This is a genomic window from Chryseobacterium tongliaonense (assembly GCF_041224435.1).
GTDB classification, from domain to species: domain Bacteria; phylum Bacteroidota; class Bacteroidia; order Flavobacteriales; family Weeksellaceae; genus Chryseobacterium; species Chryseobacterium tongliaoense.
In genome coordinates, this window is record NZ_JBGFFD010000002.1 from 1 (window position 1) to 20,297 (window position 20,297).

The 20,297-nt window shown below is 36.9% G+C and carries 13 protein-coding genes; 4 read left to right on the forward strand and 9 right to left on the reverse strand.

Annotated elements, in window-relative coordinates:
* Window positions 1–421: 421 nt before the first annotated feature.
* The 6 genes from AB8P06_RS04370 to AB8P06_RS04395 form a co-directional block, all read right to left on the reverse strand.
* Window positions 422–1,858: a glycoside hydrolase family 30 protein gene (locus AB8P06_RS04370; RefSeq protein WP_369838408.1), complete on the reverse strand. Its 1,437-nt coding sequence runs from the start codon at window positions 1,856–1,858 to the stop codon at window positions 422–424.
* A gap of 37 nt (window positions 1,859–1,895) precedes the next feature.
* Window positions 1,896–2,705, reverse strand: a complete 810-nt coding sequence (locus AB8P06_RS04375; protein WP_369838411.1) for a glycoside hydrolase family 16 protein — start codon at window positions 2,703–2,705, stop codon at window positions 1,896–1,898.
* A gap of 85 nt (window positions 2,706–2,790) precedes the next feature.
* Entirely contained in the window at window positions 2,791–5,013 is a 2,223-nt protein-coding gene (locus tag AB8P06_RS04380; RefSeq protein WP_369838414.1) for a glycoside hydrolase family 3 N-terminal domain-containing protein, read from the reverse strand.
* 9 nt (window positions 5,014–5,022) lie between these two features.
* Window positions 5,023–6,453 carry a glycoside hydrolase family 30 protein gene (locus AB8P06_RS04385; RefSeq protein ID WP_369838417.1) on the reverse strand — a complete coding sequence of 477 codons (1,431 nt, stop codon included), beginning with the start codon at window positions 6,451–6,453 and terminating at the stop codon, window positions 5,023–5,025.
* 4 nt (window positions 6,454–6,457) lie between these two features.
* Window positions 6,458–7,990 (reverse strand): RagB/SusD family nutrient uptake outer membrane protein, encoded by a 1,533-nt coding sequence (locus tag AB8P06_RS04390; protein ID WP_369838420.1) that lies wholly within the window; start codon window positions 7,988–7,990, stop codon window positions 6,458–6,460.
* 12 nt (window positions 7,991–8,002) lie between these two features.
* On the reverse strand, window positions 8,003–10,906 hold the full coding sequence (locus AB8P06_RS04395) for a SusC/RagA family TonB-linked outer membrane protein (protein WP_369838423.1): 2,904 nt from the start codon (window positions 10,904–10,906) through the stop codon (window positions 8,003–8,005).
* A 177-nt stretch (window positions 10,907–11,083) separates the two neighbouring features.
* Between AB8P06_RS04395 and AB8P06_RS04400 the strand changes: the two genes are divergently transcribed.
* From AB8P06_RS04400 to AB8P06_RS04415, 4 genes are all read left to right on the forward strand, one after another.
* Window positions 11,084–12,274, forward strand: coding sequence for an MFS transporter (locus AB8P06_RS04400; protein WP_369838425.1), 1,191 nt, complete (start codon window positions 11,084–11,086; stop codon window positions 12,272–12,274).
* Window positions 12,275–12,296: 22 nt separating this feature from the next.
* On the forward strand, window positions 12,297–13,091 hold the full coding sequence (locus AB8P06_RS04405; protein ID WP_369838428.1) for an NUDIX hydrolase: 795 nt from the start codon (window positions 12,297–12,299) through the stop codon (window positions 13,089–13,091).
* Between the two features lie 174 nt (window positions 13,092–13,265).
* On the forward strand, window positions 13,266–14,444 hold the full coding sequence (locus AB8P06_RS04410; protein WP_369838431.1) for an acyl-CoA dehydrogenase family protein: 1,179 nt from the start codon (window positions 13,266–13,268) through the stop codon (window positions 14,442–14,444).
* A gap of 162 nt (window positions 14,445–14,606) precedes the next feature.
* Complete coding sequence (locus AB8P06_RS04415) at window positions 14,607–16,553, forward strand: T9SS type A sorting domain-containing protein (protein ID WP_369838434.1); 1,947 nt, start codon at window positions 14,607–14,609, stop codon at window positions 16,551–16,553.
* Between the two features lie 73 nt (window positions 16,554–16,626).
* On the opposite strand, the gene AB8P06_RS04420 is transcribed toward AB8P06_RS04415, so the two are convergent.
* Genes AB8P06_RS04420 through AB8P06_RS04430 form a run of 3 tightly spaced genes read right to left on the reverse strand, consistent with a single transcriptional unit; the run spans window position 16,627 to window position 20,260 of the window.
* Window positions 16,627–19,320: a PD-(D/E)XK nuclease family protein gene (locus AB8P06_RS04420; protein WP_369838437.1), complete on the reverse strand. Its 2,694-nt coding sequence runs from the start codon at window positions 19,318–19,320 to the stop codon at window positions 16,627–16,629.
* Window positions 19,317–19,856, reverse strand: coding sequence for a DUF922 domain-containing protein (locus AB8P06_RS04425; protein ID WP_369838440.1), 540 nt, complete (start codon window positions 19,854–19,856; stop codon window positions 19,317–19,319). Before AB8P06_RS04425 ends, AB8P06_RS04420 begins: the two co-directional genes overlap by 4 nt.
* Window positions 19,856–20,260 carry a hypothetical protein gene (locus AB8P06_RS04430; protein ID WP_369838443.1) on the reverse strand — a complete coding sequence of 135 codons (405 nt, stop codon included), beginning with the start codon at window positions 20,258–20,260 and terminating at the stop codon, window positions 19,856–19,858. The genes AB8P06_RS04425 and AB8P06_RS04430 overlap by 1 nt, the downstream gene beginning before the upstream one ends.
* Between the last annotated feature and the right edge of the window lie 37 nt (window positions 20,261–20,297).

Below are 20,297 nucleotides of genomic sequence, written 5' to 3' on the forward strand. Positions count from 1 at the left end.
CTGCTTCCTGTAATTAGATACTGCTGATCTATAGTTGTGGTTACCTGGCTTAAAAAATCCTGTGTAGAGGATTTGATGTCTTTCTGCCATACCACTTCCTGGGCAGACACACCCAAAACAGTGCACATTGTAAGTACACCCGTGTAGAGTTTTTTCATACCTTGTGTTTAGGTTATTATTTGTTTTTTAATTTGCTGCAAAAGTAATTATTTTATGTCACTGTAAAAAGATGTATATGAAGGATTTAACACAATTTTTTTATCCATACAAAATTAATCCTCTAAAGCGACAGAACTTGACGTGTTATACGAAAGTTTATATTTTAAATTGTTTTTAATTTCTGTTGATTTTGGAGTTTCTATAAATCAAATCGGCGGCACCTTTGGTGCCGCCGATTCTCAAAAATAATCTTAATATGAAGTTATAAAATTACGGTCTGTATGGAGTGTGCGGGAGCAGAAAGCTTTGCAGCCATTCCTTCAATCCAGAGGCTTGTTTCCGTATCATGATCCGAATCATTCATAATCACAGTTACCAACTGCCCGTTTTCATTCATAAATGATGTGGAAAGAAGGCCTGATTCATTGGCAGAACTTGCTACCCTGCGCGCATTTGGCTTTATATATTTTGACACATGCCCGATATAATAATATTCATAAGTGTAATGCACTTCTCCGGTTTTGGTATCACCGATGATCGGGGCAAAACAGAAGTTTCCAACATGATTGGGTCCTCCGGTTTCATCCAGCAACACATTCCAGTCTGTCCATAAGGCAGTTCCCCTGTTGAAGTCATTGATCATATTTTTTCCATACAGCTCCCCTAGTTTTACATCCTCGATTCCTGACATTTTAAATACTTCTTTACAACCTTCCGTAAATGCTAAAAATTTATCCGGAAATGCCCTGTAGGTTTCCATCACATTATCAAACAACTGGGTTTTGTTGTGCCATACTTCATACCAGTGATAGCCGATTCCGGAAGCATATTTTGATGTTTCAGGATCACTCAGAGTGGTAGTTGCCCGTTGAAACATCAGGTCTCTGTTGTGATCCCAGATCATGACCTTTTTATCTTTATATCCGTTTTTCCATAAAGCAGGCCCTAAGTTATTTTTAAGGAAATTTCCTTCTTCTTCGGCAGTATAAAGGCACGATTCCCAGGTTTGTGTGGCCATCGGTTCGTTTTGAACGGTTAATCCCCAGATATTCAACCCTTTCTTCTCATATTCCTGGATAAACCTGATATAATAATTGGACCAGGTCTGATAATACTGATTTTCCAGCCTACCGCCTTTCAGCATATCTTTATTAGATTTCATCCATGCCGGCGGGCTCCACGGGGAAAAATATAATTTAAAATCATTCCCTATTGATTTTCTGGCTTCTTTAATCATTGGAATTTTATACTTTTCATCATGCGCCAGTGAGAATGATTTCAATGAAGTGTCATTATCTTCCACATAGGTATAAGAATCGCTTGAGAAGTCACAGGAATTCATATTGGTACGGACAACCGTATATCCCAATCCGTTCTTACCGTAATATGCATCAATGATTTCCTTTTGCTTATCTTTCGGCATTTTATAAAAGGTTTCAGCTGCAGCATCGGTAATAGCTCCGCCAATACCAATCAGTTTTTGATATTTAAAATCCGGATCCACAAAAATGCAGGCCTCATTCTCTTTGGGCTGTGAAAACTTTTCAAATTTTACGGTTCCTTTATCTGCCAGCTTTTCATTGGTTTTAGAATTGGTAAGAATTACCCGCGCTGTTCTTCCTGCATTTTTTTTCCAGTAATTCTGAGCATTGACAGTACTCACAACTCCTAAAAAACAACTTATAATTAATTTTTTCATTCTGTCTTACATTTTTCGAGATCTGTATCTCACTTCATTATTTATTCTCGTAAACCCTTACATAATCTATATAATACTTCTGTGGGAAAATGGAATCATCTATTCCTTCCTTTCCACCCCAGAAACCACCGACTGCCAGGTTTAAAATAATAAAATACGGTTGGTCAAAAGGCCAGGCCTCATATGTTTTTTCCGTATTGATATAGGTGAAGAATTTTTTGTCGTCAATATAAACATCAATTTTTTCAGGGGTCCAGTCGGCTTTATACACGTGAAACTTTTCACTGGCATCATTCACAATTAAAGTATCCGTTTTCTGGGTTCCTATGATATGATTGTATTTCTTTGTATGAACCGATGCATGAATATATCCCTGGTTAAAACCTACATGCTCCATAATATCCAGTTCGCCGTCATCAGGCCATTTTTTCATATTTTCGCTCATCATCCAGATGGCAGGCCAGGTTCCACGGCCCTTAGGAAGTTTTGCCCTCACTTCTACAGTTCCGTACTGAAAAGAAAACTTTCCTCTGGTTAAAAGCCTGGCAGAAGTATATTTGTTTTTCTCCCAGTTTTCTTTTTTTGCTTCAATCACCAGATTTCCTTTTTCCACTCTGGCGTTTTCCAGGCGGTTTTTTGTGTAAAACTGGGCTTCATTATTTCCATAGCCGTTTCCGCCTACATCGTAATTCCATTTTGAGGAATCCGGAAGCCCGTTATAATTAAATTCATCATTCCAGATCAACTTCCTTCCCGGATCCGGTTTGTTTGATGCACAACCCGAAACAGAAAAAATTAAAGCTACGCCTATGATTAAGTGAAAAATATTTTGGATTTTGATTTTCATAAGATGATGTTTATCTGTTGATTTTTAGTTGAAACCAATGTCCTCTACCTTCAAAAGCGGGTTTTTAGCCCGCTCAAAGATTTAATTATTTAATCCAATTGATTCTTTTTGTCTGAACGTCCTGAGAGTTTGTTCCTACCATAATATCAAACTCACCTCCTTCCCAGTCATAATTCAAAGCATCATCATAGAATTTTAAATTTTCAGGGGTAAGGTTAAAGCTTACGGTTTTGGTTTCTCCTTTCTTTAAAAATATTTTCTGGAAACCTTTAAGTTCTTTTACGGGTCTTACTATTTTTCCAAACAGGTCTCTGATATAAAGCTGTATCACTTCTTCGCCGTCATAATTTCCGGTATTCGAAATATTTACTTTAATATTTAAGGTCTGATTTCCTTTAAGATCGGCCGAACTCAATATCATATCCGAATATTTAAACTGAGTGTAGCTTAACCCATATCCAAACGGAAATTTCGGATCATTATCGAGATCAATGTAAGCTGAAACATAATTCCTTTCTGTATTGGTTTTCGCAGGCCTTCCTGTGTTGTAGTGATTATAGTAAACAGGAATTTGTCCCTCTGTTCTCGGGAAAGTCATAGGCAGTTTTCCGCCCGGATTTACTGTTCCGAAAAGAACGTCAGCAATGGAATTTCCGGCTTCAGTTCCCAGCCACCAGGTATACACAATCGTTGGAATATTATCTGCTGCCCAGTCAAAAACAAGAGGCCGTCCCGCATTGATCATTAATACAATCGGTTTTCCTGTTTTGGCAATTTCTTTTAATAAATCTTCCTGAACACCTGAAAAATGGATATTGCTACGGCTCTTGGCTTCTCCGCTCATGGCATGCCCTTCCCCCAATGTCATGATCACAACATCTGCTTTTTTAGCCGTTTCTACTGCTTCTGCAAACATAGATTTGTCCTGATCATCTACATTGCATCCTTTTGCATATAATAAAGTTGAATTTTTATCCAGTTGATTTCTGATCCCGTCAAACTGGGAAACAATTCTCTGGCTGTCATCCTTAAAACCTACCGCCCAGAAACCATGATTGGCAACTGTTTCTTTTCCGAAAGGTCCGATCAGTGCTACAGTTTTTGCAGATTTTGAAATCGGTAGAATATTCTTCTGGTTTTTTAATAAGACAATACTTTTTGAACCGAACTCTCTTCCGAATTTTCTGTTTTCCTGATTATTGGTCTGGTCTTTCTGTCTTTTTTCATCGCTGAACCTGTACGGATCATCAAATAATCCCATTTCAAATTTCTTGGTCAGAATTCTTCTTGCGGCATCATCAATGAATTTCGGATCTACCTTTCCTTCTTTTACCAATTTTGGAAGTTCTGCCATGTACACACGGCTTTCCATATCCATATCACTTCCTGCCAGGATTGCTTTTTGAGCGGCTTCCGCTTTATCTTTGGTATAGCCGTGATAGATCATTTCACCGATGCTTCCCCAGTCTGAAACCACAAATCCTTTGTAATTCCATTTGCCTTTTAACAGGTCTCTGAGAATATAGCTGTTAGCTGTGGCAGGAACGCCGTTGATATCATTAAAAGAGTTCATAAATGTCGCTACCCCAGCTTCTGCAGCTGCTTTGAAAGGTGGCAGATACGTTTCGTTCAATTGTCTTAAACTCATATCCACTGAATTGTAATCTCTTCCGCCAACTGCCGCTCCATACGCTGCAAAATGTTTTGCACAGGCCATAATAGCATCAATATTTCCAAGTCCTTTTCCCTGAAAACCTTTGATTCTTGCCACACCAATCTGTGTTCCCAGGTAAGTATCTTCTCCGGAACCTTCCATTACCCTGCCCCATCTCGGATCCCTTGCAATGTCTACCATCGGGGCAAACGTCCAGTGGATTCCATAGGCAGAAGCTTCCGTTGCAGCAATTCTTTCTGATTTTTCAATCAATCCCAGATCCCAGCTTGCCGCCTGTCCAAGGTTTACAGGAAATGTTGTTCTGTATCCATGAATAACATCCTGGCCAAAAAGCAAAGGAATTTTTAATCTCGACTGTAAAGCCAGTTTCTGGAAAGATTTTGTTTCTTCTACTCCGGCAACATTCAGCATAGAGCCTACTTTTCCGCTTTTTATTTCTTCTAAAACCGTTGCAGAATTAGAGTTCTGAGGTCCGGTTGCATATTCGAAACCGCTGTACTGAACCAGCTGCCCTACTTTTTCCTCAAGGGTCATTTTAGATAGAAGTTCGGAAACTTTCTGGTCAATTGTTTTTTGTCCGTAAGCATTGATTCCGAATGCTGAGCATATTAATAAGAAACAAATCTTTTTCATAATGGTAATTTAGAAAATATAAGTTGCTACTGAGTTTCCTGAGATAACGACAGGAGCTGATTTTTGATGATATAAAATAGAAAATTTTTCTTCTGTTTTACTATTATTTTGTACAATTAATATTGTTTTTCCTTCAGGTGTTTTGAAAGCTGCCGTGGAAAGGTTATCGTTCTGTGTTGAAGCTATTCTCTGTGAATTGGCAGGAATAAACTTTGAAGCATGTGCTATAATATAATAGGAAACATTTCTTGTGAAATTCTCACTGTCTGAAACGGTGATTGCTCCTTTACATTCCGTACATCCTCCATCTGTGTGCGGTTTATACTGAGGATCATTTGCCAGATTCCATTCTAAAGCGATCTTACTCCAGTTTCTCATGGAACCAATGATCACATTTTTGGCGTGCCAGTTCAGATCTTCGTTAAAATTACTCTTAGATCCCGTCCATTGCTCTGTAAAATATAAATTTTTCTCCGGATAAGCGTTATGCACGGTGCTTAAAGCAGAAATTTCCCCTTCATATAAGTGAAATGCCGAACCATCAACGTATTGGTAAGCTTCGGGATCACTTAAGATATTGGTAGCATATTCAGGTTTGTTGCAATTATGGTCATAAACTACTATCTTGGTTTTAATCCCATTAGACCGGAAAGCAGGCCCTAAATGATTTTTAATAAAATCTTTTTGCTGATCGGAAGCCATGTACAAACTCGGATTATTGCCTGGATGCAGAGGTTCGTTCTGAGGAGTAACAGCATCAATCGTTATTCCTTCTTTCTTCATTCCCTGAATATATTTCACAAAGTAATTGGCATATGTACCATAATACTCAGGCTTTAAGCTTCCGCCTTTTGATTTTCCGTTATCTTTCATCCAGACCGGTGCCGACCATGGAGCTGCAATGATTTTAATATCCGGATTGATCATTAAAATTTCTTTTAGCATCGCGATCAGATTTTTATCTTTTACCAGGCTGAAATGGGATAAAGAAGCATCCGTCTGCCCTTCCGGAAGATCATCATAGGAAAACACTTCCCCGTCAAGATCTGAAGCTCCAATACTTAATCTCAGATAGCTTACTGAAATCGAATTCTTATCATTCCCGAAAAGCTCTTTTAATAAGGCTTTTCTTTTGGACGATGAAAGCCTGTTGATCACTTCAACGCTGCCTCCCGTCAATGTATATCCAAAACCATCAACATATTGAAACTTTTGAGTATCATCAATTTCAATATTCTGACTGCTCCCGGAGTTATTTACAAAAACGATGGGTGCCTGCTGTTGCAACTTCACGCTTTCATCACCTTTTGTCAGCCAGACCTGAACTTCATTTCCATGATTTACCGATCCCGATTTGCATGATGATAAAGGTAAAAGTACCACACCACTGAGTAGTGCGGTACTTTTTAAAAAGAAACTATATAAACTGTGAAACTTCATTTTTTTAATAGCCCGGATTTTGCTTGATAACTGTACTTACCAATTCGTTGTAAGGAATCGGTAAAATTTCATTTTTCCCTGCAACAAATCCTCTGGCTCCTAATTTTGCCGGAGCATCTCCCCATCTTACCAGATCAAACCATCTTTGTCCTTCTCCTACAAACTCCCTTCTTCTTTCATCTTTGATTGCCTGCATAGAAACCGGAACCGATGATAAGCCTACTCTTGCCCTTACAGCATCCAGTAAAGCCTGAGCTCTTGCTCCTGTTCCATTAAGAGCCTCTGCTTCCATCAGATAAGTATCTGCTAATCTAATCGCGATATAATTCTGACGGAAATTCAATTCTACAGGACCCGGAAGATTTGTTTTATCTGCTGTTTTCGGCATATATTTATTCAGGAAATACCCGGAATCTCTATAAGCCGGAGAATATGATATTTTGTTTTCCTGAACTAATTTTTTAGCATTAAAAATACTTGCCTCTAAACGCGGATCTCCCTGCATAAAGTTGAATAAATCTTCTGTAACGGGATTAAATGCCCAGCCAGAAACTAAATCCGGAGCATCATTATTAGGTGTAGACGGTTTAAGGGTATATGATCTCAATCCTACCATAATACAGATAGAATTACCTTCATCATTTCCCTGTCCCCAGAATCCCCAATCTGAACTTCCCTGATTGGTATGCATTACCTCAAGCACAGATTCTGTGGTAAATTTATTATCGACTTTCCATAAATCTGCATAGTTTGCCACTAAATGATATCCATACTGGCTTGTTTGGCCCGGTGTTCCGTTTACTTCTGCAAATTGTGCAGCAGCTTCAGTTTTTTTCTTGTCATAAAGATAAATTTTACCTAAAATCGCTCTTGCATTTCCCTGAGTAATTCTTCCTCTGTCTCCTCCTGAAACGGTCATTGGAAGACTTGAGATTGAAGATAAAATATCTTCTTCAATTTGTGCGTAAACAGCAGCAGGTGCAGCTTGTGGGATACTATAAAAGTCATCACTTGCTTTTATCGGCTCTAGAATCAAAGGGATATTTCCAAACATTCTCAATAATTCAAAATAATATAAAGCTCTTAAAGTCTTCGCTTCAGCAATGAATCTGTTCTTTATGGCATTATCCATATTGGCATCCGGAACTCTTTTGATCACAAGGTTTGCTCTTGCAATTCCCTGATAGAAATCTTTCCAGTAACTTAATGGAATTGTAGTCTGATTGATGGTGTAATTAGAAAAGCCCTGAATCCCTGCTCCATCGGTAGAGCTTCCCCCACCAGCATAAAAGTCATCAGAAGCACCATTAAAAAATGTCACCGTATTTTCAAAACCTCCTGCATATTTTCTCATGATATCATAAACCCCAACCAATGCACTGAAAGATTGCTCTTCGTTTGCAAAATAATTTGAGGTATCAAACGCACCTTGGTTTTTAACTTCTTCAATATAATCGTTATTACAAGAGGATATTGTCGTTAAACTTAATCCTGATAACAACATTAATGTAAGACTTTTATATATTTTATTTTTCATTTTTAGTAAAGTTTAGAATTGAATATTAGCTCCAAATAAGAATGATCTTGCCTGAGGATAGTAAGCTCTATCGATTCCGAAGTCATCTCCTGCTGCAATTTCAGGATCATAACCTGTATATTTCGTGAAGGTCAACAAGTTTTCTGCTGTAATGTAAAATCTTATTTTACTTGCTCCAAGACTCTGTGAAACTTCTTTTGGTAAGCTGTAACCGAGCTGAACCAATTTTAATCTCAGATAATCTCCGTCTTGTAAATAATAACTTGACATTCTTGAGAAGTTTTTATTTGGGTCATCTCTTGAGATCCTAGGAGTTGTATTTGATGTTCCTTCACCTGTCCAACGGTCTAAAATAGCAGTCTGGTAGTTTGCATCAAGCATATCTAATCTTCTCAATCCCTGGAAAATTTTGTTTCCGGCCTGTCCTTGAGCAAATATCATTAAATCTACATTTTTATAATTAAGATTCAATGTAAACCCATATGTGTACTTAGGTAAAGAATTTCCAAGATAAGTTCTGTCATCATCATCAATTTTACCATCATTATTTAAATCCTTCCATTTAAAATCACCAGGTTTTGCTCCCGGAAGAATAAGGCCTCCACTCGCATTTTTGTAATTATCAATTTCTGCCTGGTTCTGGAAGATTCCATCGTATTCAAATCCATAGAAAGAACCGTAAGGAAGACCTACCTGAGCTCTGGAAACAGGTCCCATTGACTGGAAACCGGGACCGTCAATGAATTTTCTACCATTTTCAAGTCTGATCACTTCGTTTTTAAGGTATGCAAAGTTTCCGTTTACTGAAATTCCGAAATCTTCCCATTTCTTATTATATCCTAAACTTACTTCAACCCCTGTATTATTCATGTCCCCAACATTCGCCCAAGGATTCGTTGTTACCCCGACGTATCCCGGAATACTGATCTGACGAAGGATATCGGTACTTTTCTTTTTATACCAGTCTACCGTTAAATTAAAGTTTTTAAGGAATTTGATATCTGCAGCAATATTAAGTTGTGAAGTTTCCTCCCAGTGAAGATCCGGGTTTTCTAATGTTGCAGGTGCATATCCGGTAATAATTGTGTTATTTCCGTTTGTATAGTTGCTGCCTGAAACCATGAAACTTGCGTACATAAAGTTGGCAAATTCATCATTTCCTAATATCCCATAACCTCCTCTTAATTTTACGCTGTTAACGATTTTATTTTCAGGCCAGAAATCTTCATTGGAAACATTCCATCCTAAAGACATCGCCGGGAAGTTACCCCAATGTTTATTTGTACCAAATCTTGAAGATCCGTCTCTACGGATAGTTCCTGTAAATAAATATTTATTGGCATAATCATAAATAACTCTTCCGAAATAAGAAGCTTTGTGAGTTTGTATCCCGTCATAAGCATCTACAATCTTATTCTCTCTCGGTAATGAAAAGTTGAAGGATGCATCCTGCCAGTTATCAACTGGTAAATTGGTATGTGTTACCGTTTCACCATAACCTATATTGTATTCATAAACTCCCTGTCCAACAAGGACACTTAAGTTATGATCTCCCCATTTATTTTGATAAGTAACTGTATTTTCCCAGCTCCATTCCAGTTTTTTATTGGTGTTTCTGGAAAGGCTGTTAAAGTTTAAATTACTGTATGTAGGGCTTAAATAAAACTTAGGTGTGAACCCTTGATTTCCCCAATAGGAAAGCTTACCATTGATGCTTGATTTGAAATTAAAATGTTTGAAAAATTTCATGTCTGCAAATGCATTCGCCACAAAATCATCAGACCAGCTGTATCTCCCCTGTTGTGTATATCTGAACGCTAAAGGGTTAGCCATTTCCTGATTCACATACGGAGAAATACCATAAGGATTTCCGTTAGCATCTCTTACAATATACGGGTTGGTATACATATCCGGATTTACCAATGACCAGTCTGTAACTACAGCAGGAGTTGTAGGGTCTAAGTTAATGGCAGAACTTAAAGGTCCTCCAAATTCTCCGTTTGCATTGATCCCTTTCGTTTTATTGTTTGTGTAAGAAAAAGTCTGCCCTACCGTTAACCAATCTAAAACTTTATGATTTGAATTAATTCTCGCACTGATTCTTCTGTAATTGGAAATATCGCTCATCACGATACCATCCTGCCCATAATAGCCGAATGAGGTATAGAAAGTTGATTTATCACTACCTCCGCTGATGCTGAATTCGTGAGAAGTTCTTTCTGCTGTGTTAAAAATCTGATCCTGCCAGTCTGTGCCTTTTCCAAATTGTGCAGGATTGGAGAATCTTGCAGGTTGCCCATCATTGGTAAAACCTTCGTTGATAATTGTTGCATATTGTGTTGCATCAAGAAGATCTAATTTTTTTGAGGCATTTCCGAAACCATAAAAACCATTGTAAGATAAATTCAATCTTCCTTTAGCTCCTTTCTTCGTAGTAACAAGAATTACCCCTTTTGCAGCAGAAACTCCATAGATCGCAGCAGAAGCACCATCTTTTAAGATCTCCATGCTTTCGATATCAAATTGGTTCAGCCAGGAGATGTTATCAACAACAATTCCGTCTACAACCCACAAAGGATTATTACTTCCCGCACCAAAACTAGTTACACCACGTACCCTAACCGTAGCGTTTGAACCCGGTTGTCCGGAATTTGATATTACCGTAACTCCGGCCGCCCGGCCTTGAAGAACTTGTTCAGGTTTTCCCGCCGGGATGTCTTCAATATCCGAAGCTTTTAAACTTGATATCGCTCCGGTCACATTACTCTTCTTTTGAGTACCATAACCAATCATCACCACTTCCTCAATTTTTTGCTCTTTCGGAATCGTGTCATTGGCCTTTTGTTGGGCATTGAAATTCGCTGTAAAATAAAGTACAGCAACCACTCCCAGACTTCTTGATATTTTTACATTCATATACAGTTAGTTTTTTAATTCTCAAATTGAGACAATAAAAATATATTTTTTTTTAAATAGTTAACATTATATTAATAATTATTTTAATTTTTCGTTTATTTTTGGGGGTTGAAAGACCTTATTTTAAGCTAAATTTTCATAAAAAATTATAAAATCTTAATAAAATTACCCCCCGAAATGAACGTCAAGCTTCCTAATATTTCACTCCCATTAAAACTTACCTTCCTTATTTTTTCAATGGTGCTGAACTGCATGGGCATTATAATCCTTCAGCTTTCGGAAGCAAAAATCACCTACGAAAAACTGGGTCTTCTGGAATCTTTTAAAGATTTACCGATTGCTTTTATTTCACTTTTTGCCGTCAATTTTATCAGCCGGACCGGAACCAAAAAAGCTTTGATTTTGGCGTTAACAGTTGTTGGGATTTGCTCCTTTATTTTACCTTTTGTAAAAGTCTTCTGGTTTTATAAATTATGGTTCGCCATTATCGGAACCTGTTTTGCGATTGGCAAGATCTGTGTATTCGGGATTATCCGAAATAATATATCAGATGAGAAATCACTCGCCCGGACAATGAGTAGTGTGGAAGCTTCCTTTATGATCGGAATTTTTGTAGTCAATACCGGTTTTGGATGGCTGATATCCAGCCGGTATTCAGAATTCTGGAAATTCGGTTTTTTATGTATTTCCCTGTTATCGGTGATTACAATTTTTTTATTTTCAAGACTCAACATAGCTGAACCTGAAAAAGATTATAATAAAGGCAGTATGATTTCCGATCTGTCCGGCTTTATCAATCCGTCAATCATTGTTTTTCTGGCCGTTATTTTTTCTATAGTTTTTGTCGAGCAGAGTTTTAATTCCTGGCTGCCCTCTTTTTACAAAAACCATTTGAAGGTAAATTCATTTTTTTCTCTTCAGGCCACTTCCTTTTTAGCGATCTTTTCTTATATCGGAAGAATGGTTACCGCAAATGTCATCCAGAGATTCCCGTTATCAAAATATTATATTTTCTGTCTGTCGTGCATTATTTTGGTTTTATGTATCATTTTAGGGATACAATATTTTCAGTCGGATGATTCAAAATCGTTATTATTTTTATTTCCGGTGATCGGTTTCTTTCTGTCACCCCTCTATCCGGTGATTAATTCAAAAATGATTGCACAGATCGATAAAGAAAAAACCAATCTTTTTACTTCGCTTATTGTAATTTTCTCATCACTGGGAAGTTCAGTAAGTTCAATCATTATGTCGTTACTGTTTGGAAATCAATTATTAAATTTTTATCCTGTGTATATTTTAGTTACGGTAATTGTTCTTTTTACCGTAAGTTTAATTTATTTTAAACTTGTTAAAACAAGATATTGAAAATAATTTTATTTTTACCCTCATGAAAATCAAGGACTCAAAAAACAAAGAAACGCTTCAGGAGCTGATTGACACAAAAGATTTTGTGGCCCATATTTCCGTGGACTGCACTATTTTCGGTTTTCATGATAATATTCTGAAAGTTTTATTATTAAAATACCACGATTTAGACCTTTGGTCACTTCCGGGAGGTTTTGTTTTTAATGACGAAGATCTTCGTGAAGCTGCAGAACGTGTACTGTACGAAAGGACTCACCTTAAAGATATATTTCTGAAACAATTCCATACTTTCGGGAGAATAGACCGTACAGAAAATAATGTGCATCAGATCCTGCTCGAAAACAAAGGAATTGAAGTACCCAAAGATCACTGGATCTTTCAGAGATTCGTTACAGTAGGCTATTGCAGCCTTATTGATTTTTCCCTTGCCAATACATTTCCGGATGCCTTCAATGAAACCTGCGAATGGTTTGAAGTGAATAAACTCCCTAAAATGGCTTTTGACCATGACAGAGTGATAGAAACCGGTCTTGAGTATCTAAGGATGAATATCAATACCGAAGTGGCGGCCAGTAATCTTCTTCCTGTAAAATTTACGATGAAGGACCTTCAGTCTTTATATGAAACCATTCTGGGACAAAAATTCAGAAGGAATAACTTCCAGCGTAAAATACTAAGTTTGAACATTTTAGACAGATTAGAGAAATTATACGACGGCTCTGCCAATAAAGCTCCTTATCTGTATAAATTTAAGAATAAGGTTCATAATTCCGTTCATCAATATCCTATTTCAAACGAAGAAGAAGATGAAGCTTAAAAACCTTAAAACTGAATAAGAGGACCTGGTATTTCGGTAATATTAAAACCAGACCTTTGCTTCATCACAATCCACTAAAAATCTGAATATCAAATATTAATATATAAATAAGCCTGTTCAAAAAAAATTTCTCTGAAATGATGAAAAGTCTTATTTTTAAACAAACAAAAAAACATGTCATATTATCCTCTTACAAGCATTCCAGACTATTACGGAATTGATGCCTTACTTACTGAAGAACACAAACTGATTCGTCAATCAATAAGAGACTGGGTAGAAAGTTTTGTAATGCCTCAGATCGATCAGGCAGCACAAAATCATACGGATTTACCTGGGTTGATGAAAGAATTGGGGAAAATTGGAGCTTTAGGCCCATATATTCCGGTTGAGTATGGAGGTTCCGGATTAGATCAGATCTCTTATGGTCTTATCATGCAGGAATTGGAAAGAGGAGATTCGGCAGTTCGTTCTGCAGCTTCAGTTCAGAGCTCTTTAGTAATGTTTCCGATCAATGAATTTGGATCTGAGGAACAAAAAAGAAAATACCTTCCGCAACTGGCTTCCGGTGAAATGATCGGGTCTTTTGGGTTAACTGAGCCTAATCATGGTTCTGATCCGGGTTCTATGGAAACCAATTTCAAAGATATGGGTGACCATTATCTATTGAATGGTGCCAAAATGTGGATCACCAACTCTCCATTATGCAATATCGCTGTGGTTTGGGCTAAAAATGAAGACGGAAAAGTACAGGGACTGATCGTTGAAAGAGGAATGGAAGGTTTCACCACCCCGGAAACCCACAATAAATGGAGCTTAAGAGCTTCTAAAACCGGAGAATTGGTGTTTAATAATGTAAAAGTTCCGAAAGAAAACTTACTTCCGGGCGTTACAGGATTAAAAGGACCACTTTCGTGTCTCAATTCTGCAAGATATGGAATTTCATGGGGGGTGATCGGAGCGGCAATTGACTGCTACTGTACTGCAGTTCAGTATTCTAAAGAAAGAAAGCAGTTTGGAAAACCTATCGGTTCATACCAGTTGCAACAGAAAAAATTAGCAGAATTTTTAACTGAAATTACTAAGGCTCAGTTACTTTGCCTGCAGTTAGGGAATCTGAAAAACGATCATAAAGCAAGTCCGGCTCAGATCTCAATGGCCAAAAGAAACAATGTGAAAATGGCTATTGATATTGCAAGAGAATCCCGTCAGATTCTTGGCGGAATGGGTATCATGGGTGAATTCCCGATGATGAGACATGCCGCTAACCTTGAATCTGTGATTACTTATGAAGGAACGCATGATGTACATTTGCTGATTACAGGAATGGATATTACCGGTATCAACGCATTTTAAAGAAATAAAATTCTTATATAAAAAAGCCCTGGTCAAGTTTGACCAGGCTTTTATTTTAGTCACATTCCGGGGAATTTGTATTCGATGAATAATTATTGAGTCAATAATATTTTGAGCGATTTATTAAAAATATATAACTTAATCGAAGCTTAAAATATCAATATGAAAAAATTTACTTTCTTTTTATTAGGGCTTAGTGCGCCATTTTATTTTGCACAGCAAGCCGGTGATGTTGCCGGTATTGAACAGAAATTAGATTTAACCCCACAAGGTGTGGTCAATTTCATTGCCAATAACCTGGGAGATCAAAATCCACCGGATTTTGTCAGTTATCTCAATGGCTTTAACGTCGGTTTAAAAGCCTACAAAATTACCTATTACACTAAAAATGAAAACAATACACTGGTAAAAGCCACAGGGCTTATCATGTATCCGAATGTCAATTACAAACTGTCTACAGTAGTTTCAGATCACGGCACTACAGATAGCAGAAATAATGTTCCTTCTAACCTGAAAGGAGCTTTAACGGCAGGTTTCGTTGTTGAATTATCTTACGTTTTAAACGGTTATATTCTGATGGCTCCTGATTATGTAGGGATGGGAACCGGTGAAGGTATTCATCCGTACGTGCACTATTCTACCGAAGCTTCTGCAACGATTGATTTTGTAACGGCAGCCAATAAGGTTTTATCCCAGCTCAATATAAAACGTTATGATGAATATTTTCTGGCCGGATACTCCCAGGGAGCTCATGCCGCTATGTCTACTTTGAAGAAATTAAATATTTCAAATCCCGGCAATTTAAAGTTCAAGTATGCTTATATGGGTGACGGACCATACGATTTTTCAGGTGTTACCCTTCAGAAAGGAGTTATAGAAAAAGAAATATATCCTTTCACATCATTCCTGGCCAATGTGGTAAACACTTGTAACAATATTGGCTATAAAACGTATACCAATGATATTTCTGAGGTAATTTCTGCGGAATATCTCGACAAATACAACTATCATGTCACACAGGATAATGGCGGATTATTGTGGGGACCACTGATCTGGAGAAAGCTTTTCACCACGAATTTTGTAAATGATGTGACCAATAATAACAACAATAAATTAAGACAATGCCTCAGGGCAAGTGATGTCTACGACTGGTACAATAAAACTCCGATGACATTGGGCCATGCTACTGTAGATCTGGCCATTCATCCGGAAAACACATCAAAAACAATAGATGTTCAAAGAGGTTATTATCCATGGTGGGATCTTGGTAAATATAAGCTGGAATCTTTTTACTGGGGACCTGTAGGTCACGTGGGTGGAATTGTTCCTTTTGTTTTGGCTTCCAATGCTAAGTTCAATACCTTAAGAAGTGGCGGAATTTTTAATGAATGGGCCATTCTTACTTCCAAACAGGCAGAAAATAATCAACCGAAGACAAGCACATTATTCAATTCTCAGATAAAACCCGAACTTCAGGGTATGGAATTGGTTGAAGTTACAGATTTTAATAAAGAAAAATCAGATCGTAAAGAAATGGCTAATAATAGCTTATCCTCTTTACAGGATGGTGTTTATTTATTAAAAGTAGCTCAAAATAATGAAACCAAATTAATCCCTTACATTAAAAACACACCACAGCAAATCACTGAAAATGAGATTGTAAAATCCGGAAACAACAATATTTTAAGTTTAAAAATTAATCCAGATGAGTTATCGTCAATTAATATTTTTGATGAAAATAAAAATCTGATCAAAACAGTTTCACAAGAAGAGTATATTAAAGATAATGGAATTAACCTGAATAATATTGATCATCAAAACTATACCTTTGAAATCATTACCCAGTTTTACAGTCTTCAGTTCAATAAACAAACGGGTGATCTAAAATCAGATGACAATCCTGAAATAATGACGCAAAACCGCCATATTTTGGTTAGAGCTAAAAAAGATATTAAAAATGTAACTATCTACAGTATTTCAGGCGTCTTGATTCAGAATCAGGAAATCAACAAACCTCAGTTTGAATCCAATAGCCTGGAATCCGGAGTTTATCTGGTACAGATCCTTCAGAGTAATGGAAAAATAATCAGTAAAAAAGTAAAATTATAAAACATACATAATCTTCTCAATATCAAATCTTTATTTATGTTTTAATGCACTTCATTTCTGAAGTGCATTTTATTTAATATGATTTTATATTTTCAATAAAGTTGATATCAGGATTCAGGATTTCCAGGATCAGGCTTCGGATCGATTTCATGGCATCATCAATATTTCCCTTATCAAACTGCAGGGAAACCACTCCTTTTCTTGCTTCGGCAAAACTCCAGATTCCGGTTTCAATGGGAAGTCCCCAGAACTCGGGGAGATTCTGGACAACGTACTGATAAATACACAGCTGTAAAGCCTGCTTTCTTTCATTGTTGTGGAAATATTCCTCCACATTATCTTCATCGATTTTTACCGTAAGGTTTTTGATTTTTGCGGTTTTATAATCAATGATTCTTAAAGTTCCGTTCAAGCGGTCAATCCGGTCAATAAATCCAAAGAAAGAAATCCGGTCGGTCTGGTTTTCATCAAGATAAAAATCGACCCCTTCAAATCTTTTTTCAATGTCAAGAATCTCTAATTTATTTCCATTTTTAATCAGTTCAAGGTCATGATTTAGGATGCTTTCGATTACCTTTTTTGCAATGGCCCGGTGAATAAAATTCATTCCTTTTTCATAAAACTCAGGCTGGTGTTTCAGCTTTTCGATAGCAACATTTATATATTGATCTACTGCTTTAATTGATTCTTTTAAATCATTTTCTTTTAATATTTTACCTTTCAACACTTCATACACTTCTTGAAGTGAATAATGAACAAGATTCCCGTAATTCTTCACTGATAATTCTTCTTCAATTTCATCGGTTTCCGAGGTATTGAGAATCTTCGAAAGATAAAAATCTACAGGATTATAAAGGTAGCTCGTAAGATGCGAAGCCGATACTTTTTCTTTCCATTTCTGAAGCCTTTCAAGGACGATATCCGTTTTGGGAATTTCTATAGGCTCACTGGAAATCGGTTCGGAAGAATTCTCAATAATCAGGTGTTCGATAGGATGAGAACTCTCCATTTCTATCTGGGTAATAAATCTGCTTTTCTCGCCTGTATTAACTCCGGAGCTCAGAGCATTGAACAAAAGATATACATTCTGCGAATCCTGAATCAGCCTGTAAAAGTGATAGGCATAAATACTGTCGTTCTCCAAAAAGGTATGCAGGTCAAAATACCGTCGGATATCAAAAGGAATATAAGTATTCTGTGAATTTCCGAGTGGCAGTTTTCCTTCATTTACAGAAAGCATTATGACATTCTCAAAGTTTAAAAGCCTGGTTTCCAGAAGTCCCATAATCTGCAGTCCGCGTAAGGGCTCACCCTGGAAATCAATACTTTCCGAGTTGATATGCTGATTGATCAGAATTTCCAGCGTCTCCATTTTGATCTCAAAATTATACGGTGTGATCTGATTTTTTATAATCCTGAATGCATTTTCAAAATGGGAAACGTTTTCATATTGAATATCATCGATTTCCAGCCATTTGATTTGCTGACAGAATGTGATAAGCATATCAAGATAGCTGCTTGTAGATTCGGCTTTCTGAAGTAAGCTGAAATAAGAAAGATCACTTAAAAGCTCCTGTAGAAGCTTTCTTGAAATATACACAATATTTCTTTCTTCTATTTTTGATTTAAACTGGCTGATCACAACCTCATCTTCAGCCGATTTCGGAAGTTCTTCAAGGATCGGAAAAATATCCCTGTAATAGTAAGATGATTTATTTTTTTCTAATTGTTTCTGCAGATAGAACAGTTGCTTTACCGCATTCGAAAAGGACAGGTTCTTTAGAGGGAAACCCATGGTAATATTAAGGTTTTCAATCTCATACATTACATCCAGGCTTGCAGGGAGCAGATTCTCATCCAGTAAAACGAGCGCTGTATTCGAATAGGTTTTATTATCAATTTCTTTAAAGATTTCCGGAAGTATCTTAGTCTGGGTTACATTCCCGGATACTTCATATACCTTTATATTTTTAGGCTGGTTAAAGTCATCTTCAATCCACTGAAAAGCCCTGCTGTCATTAAATTCTTTCCATGTTTTATGGTTTCTGAGGAATTTGCCGGCTTCCTGCCTTTCATCGTCAAAATAATAATGGTCTGCCTGGAAAAAACACTGCGCTTTATCCCATTGTAAAAGGTTTCTCACTAATTTTTCCTCTACAGGAGTAAATGCATTAAACCCACAAAAAACAAACTGCTCAGAAGTTTCTTTGGCAAACTGGCCTATTTTGGCTTTTGCCGTTTCGTGAATCATTCCGGAAGTGGCCCAGTTTCTTTCCTGTAATTTTTCCTTTAAAACGGGAAGGAAAACGTTCATGTTTCTCCAAAAATTCAGGAATTTTTTTCGTGGAACATTATCGTCTTCTCCTAAATTTTGTGCCCAGTCTTTTATCCTTTCTTCATCAAACATGTATTGTAGAACCGCCTGATCGCTTTCAGAGAACTTTAAAATATCGTCCCAGTCTTTCTGCAGGGTCGGAAACCATTTTAAAAATTCTGCAAAATCATCATTAGGAATAAGATTTAAGCTTTTATACACATCAAATGCAAAAAGCCACAACGAAATGCCCTGAATCGGCTGCTTATCAGCAATCCGGTCTATTAATTCCTCAATGGTAAAAAAGTTGGGAAGAAACCCGGAATAATTATTCTCTTCCAGGATCTGCCTGATGAAAACAATCGGACGTTTTCCCGGAATTACGATATTAAATACGGACAGATCTGTATTTTGTGCTAATAATTCGTGAATAATTTTATTAAGAAACTTCAAGACTTCTGATAGCTTTTTAGGTTTTCCAGTTCTTCTGCAACCGTTATATTATACTGCGCCTGCCTCTCTTTATCCATTCCATGCTTCGTATCTTTGTCATATGCCATCTGGAAAGCTTTGTAATCATTTAAGATCCTGTTGTAAATGGATTTGAAGCTCCTGTCAAAATCACCGGAAGTTTTTATTTTTTCCGCGACTTCCTTACGGAGTTTTCGGGCATATATTTCAGTGATATCAAAATGTTTCTGCTCATGTCCCAGAATATAATCATTGATTCTTTTTACGTCCTTCCATGATTTATCTTCATTGAAAATGGTTTCAATATCGATTTTCACATAAGATTTGGGATCAGATGACTTTACTACGGAATATTGCAGCCCACAATGGGTATACGCTACAATATCACTGTTATTTTTGGTATTGGCAGGACTTTTAAAATCATTCCACGTAAGCTTCCTGTTTTCCCGCCATACGATCTTTTGCGAAAATAAGGTTGCTGATGTTAATAAACTACATGCAAAAAAGATCCATTTCATTATTGTACTACAATTGTTTTGGTGATCCAGCTTGTGCCACCATTCCAGAATTTAAAAGTATAGGTACCGGTATATTGCGGGTTAAAATTGATCCGGTTTTCACCTTTATGAATGGCCTGTGAGCAGTTTCCGTCCGTACGGAATTTATAAGCAGTGACCGTTCGGGTTAAATTATCATTATAAATGTAATCATATCCATAAAAACCTTCACATTGGGATCCATAGTTGGAATAGGTTTTAATGCTCTGAACATCAAAAATATTCATGGTGTCATTCACAATTTTCACGCTGTCAATTTTCACTTTATCTATAGATTCAATCGTTTCATAATCATCGTCATTACAGGAAGTAAATACCAACCCTGCAATAAGTGCGGAAAACCCTATGTTTAAAAGTTTTTTCATAACACAATACATATTTTGATTATCAATATAAAATTAG

Coding starts and splice junctions, on each gene's coding strand:
- AB8P06_RS04370 (WP_369838408.1), bottom strand. CDS start 1,858: ATGAAAAAATTAATTATAAGTTGTTTTTTAGGAGTTGTGAGTACTGTC.
- AB8P06_RS04375 (WP_369838411.1), bottom strand. CDS start 2,705: ATGAAAATCAAAATCCAAAATATTTTTCACTTAATCATAGGCGTAGCT.
- AB8P06_RS04380 (WP_369838414.1), bottom strand. CDS start 5,013: ATGAAAAAGATTTGTTTCTTATTAATATGCTCAGCATTCGGAATCAAT.
- AB8P06_RS04385 (WP_369838417.1), bottom strand. CDS start 6,453: ATGAAGTTTCACAGTTTATATAGTTTCTTTTTAAAAAGTACCGCACTA.
- AB8P06_RS04390 (WP_369838420.1), bottom strand. CDS start 7,990: ATGAAAAATAAAATATATAAAAGTCTTACATTAATGTTGTTATCAGGA.
- AB8P06_RS04395 (WP_369838423.1), bottom strand. CDS start 10,906: ATGAATGTAAAAATATCAAGAAGTCTGGGAGTGGTTGCTGTACTTTAT.
- AB8P06_RS04400 (WP_369838425.1), top strand. CDS start 11,084: ATGAACGTCAAGCTTCCTAATATTTCACTCCCATTAAAACTTACCTTC.
- AB8P06_RS04405 (WP_369838428.1), top strand. CDS start 12,297: ATGAAAATCAAGGACTCAAAAAACAAAGAAACGCTTCAGGAGCTGATT.
- AB8P06_RS04410 (WP_369838431.1), top strand. CDS start 13,266: ATGTCATATTATCCTCTTACAAGCATTCCAGACTATTACGGAATTGAT.
- AB8P06_RS04415 (WP_369838434.1), top strand. CDS start 14,607: ATGAAAAAATTTACTTTCTTTTTATTAGGGCTTAGTGCGCCATTTTAT.
- AB8P06_RS04425 (WP_369838440.1), bottom strand. CDS start 19,856: ATGAAATGGATCTTTTTTGCATGTAGTTTATTAACATCAGCAACCTTA.
- AB8P06_RS04430 (WP_369838443.1), bottom strand. CDS start 20,260: ATGAAAAAACTTTTAAACATAGGGTTTTCCGCACTTATTGCAGGGTTG.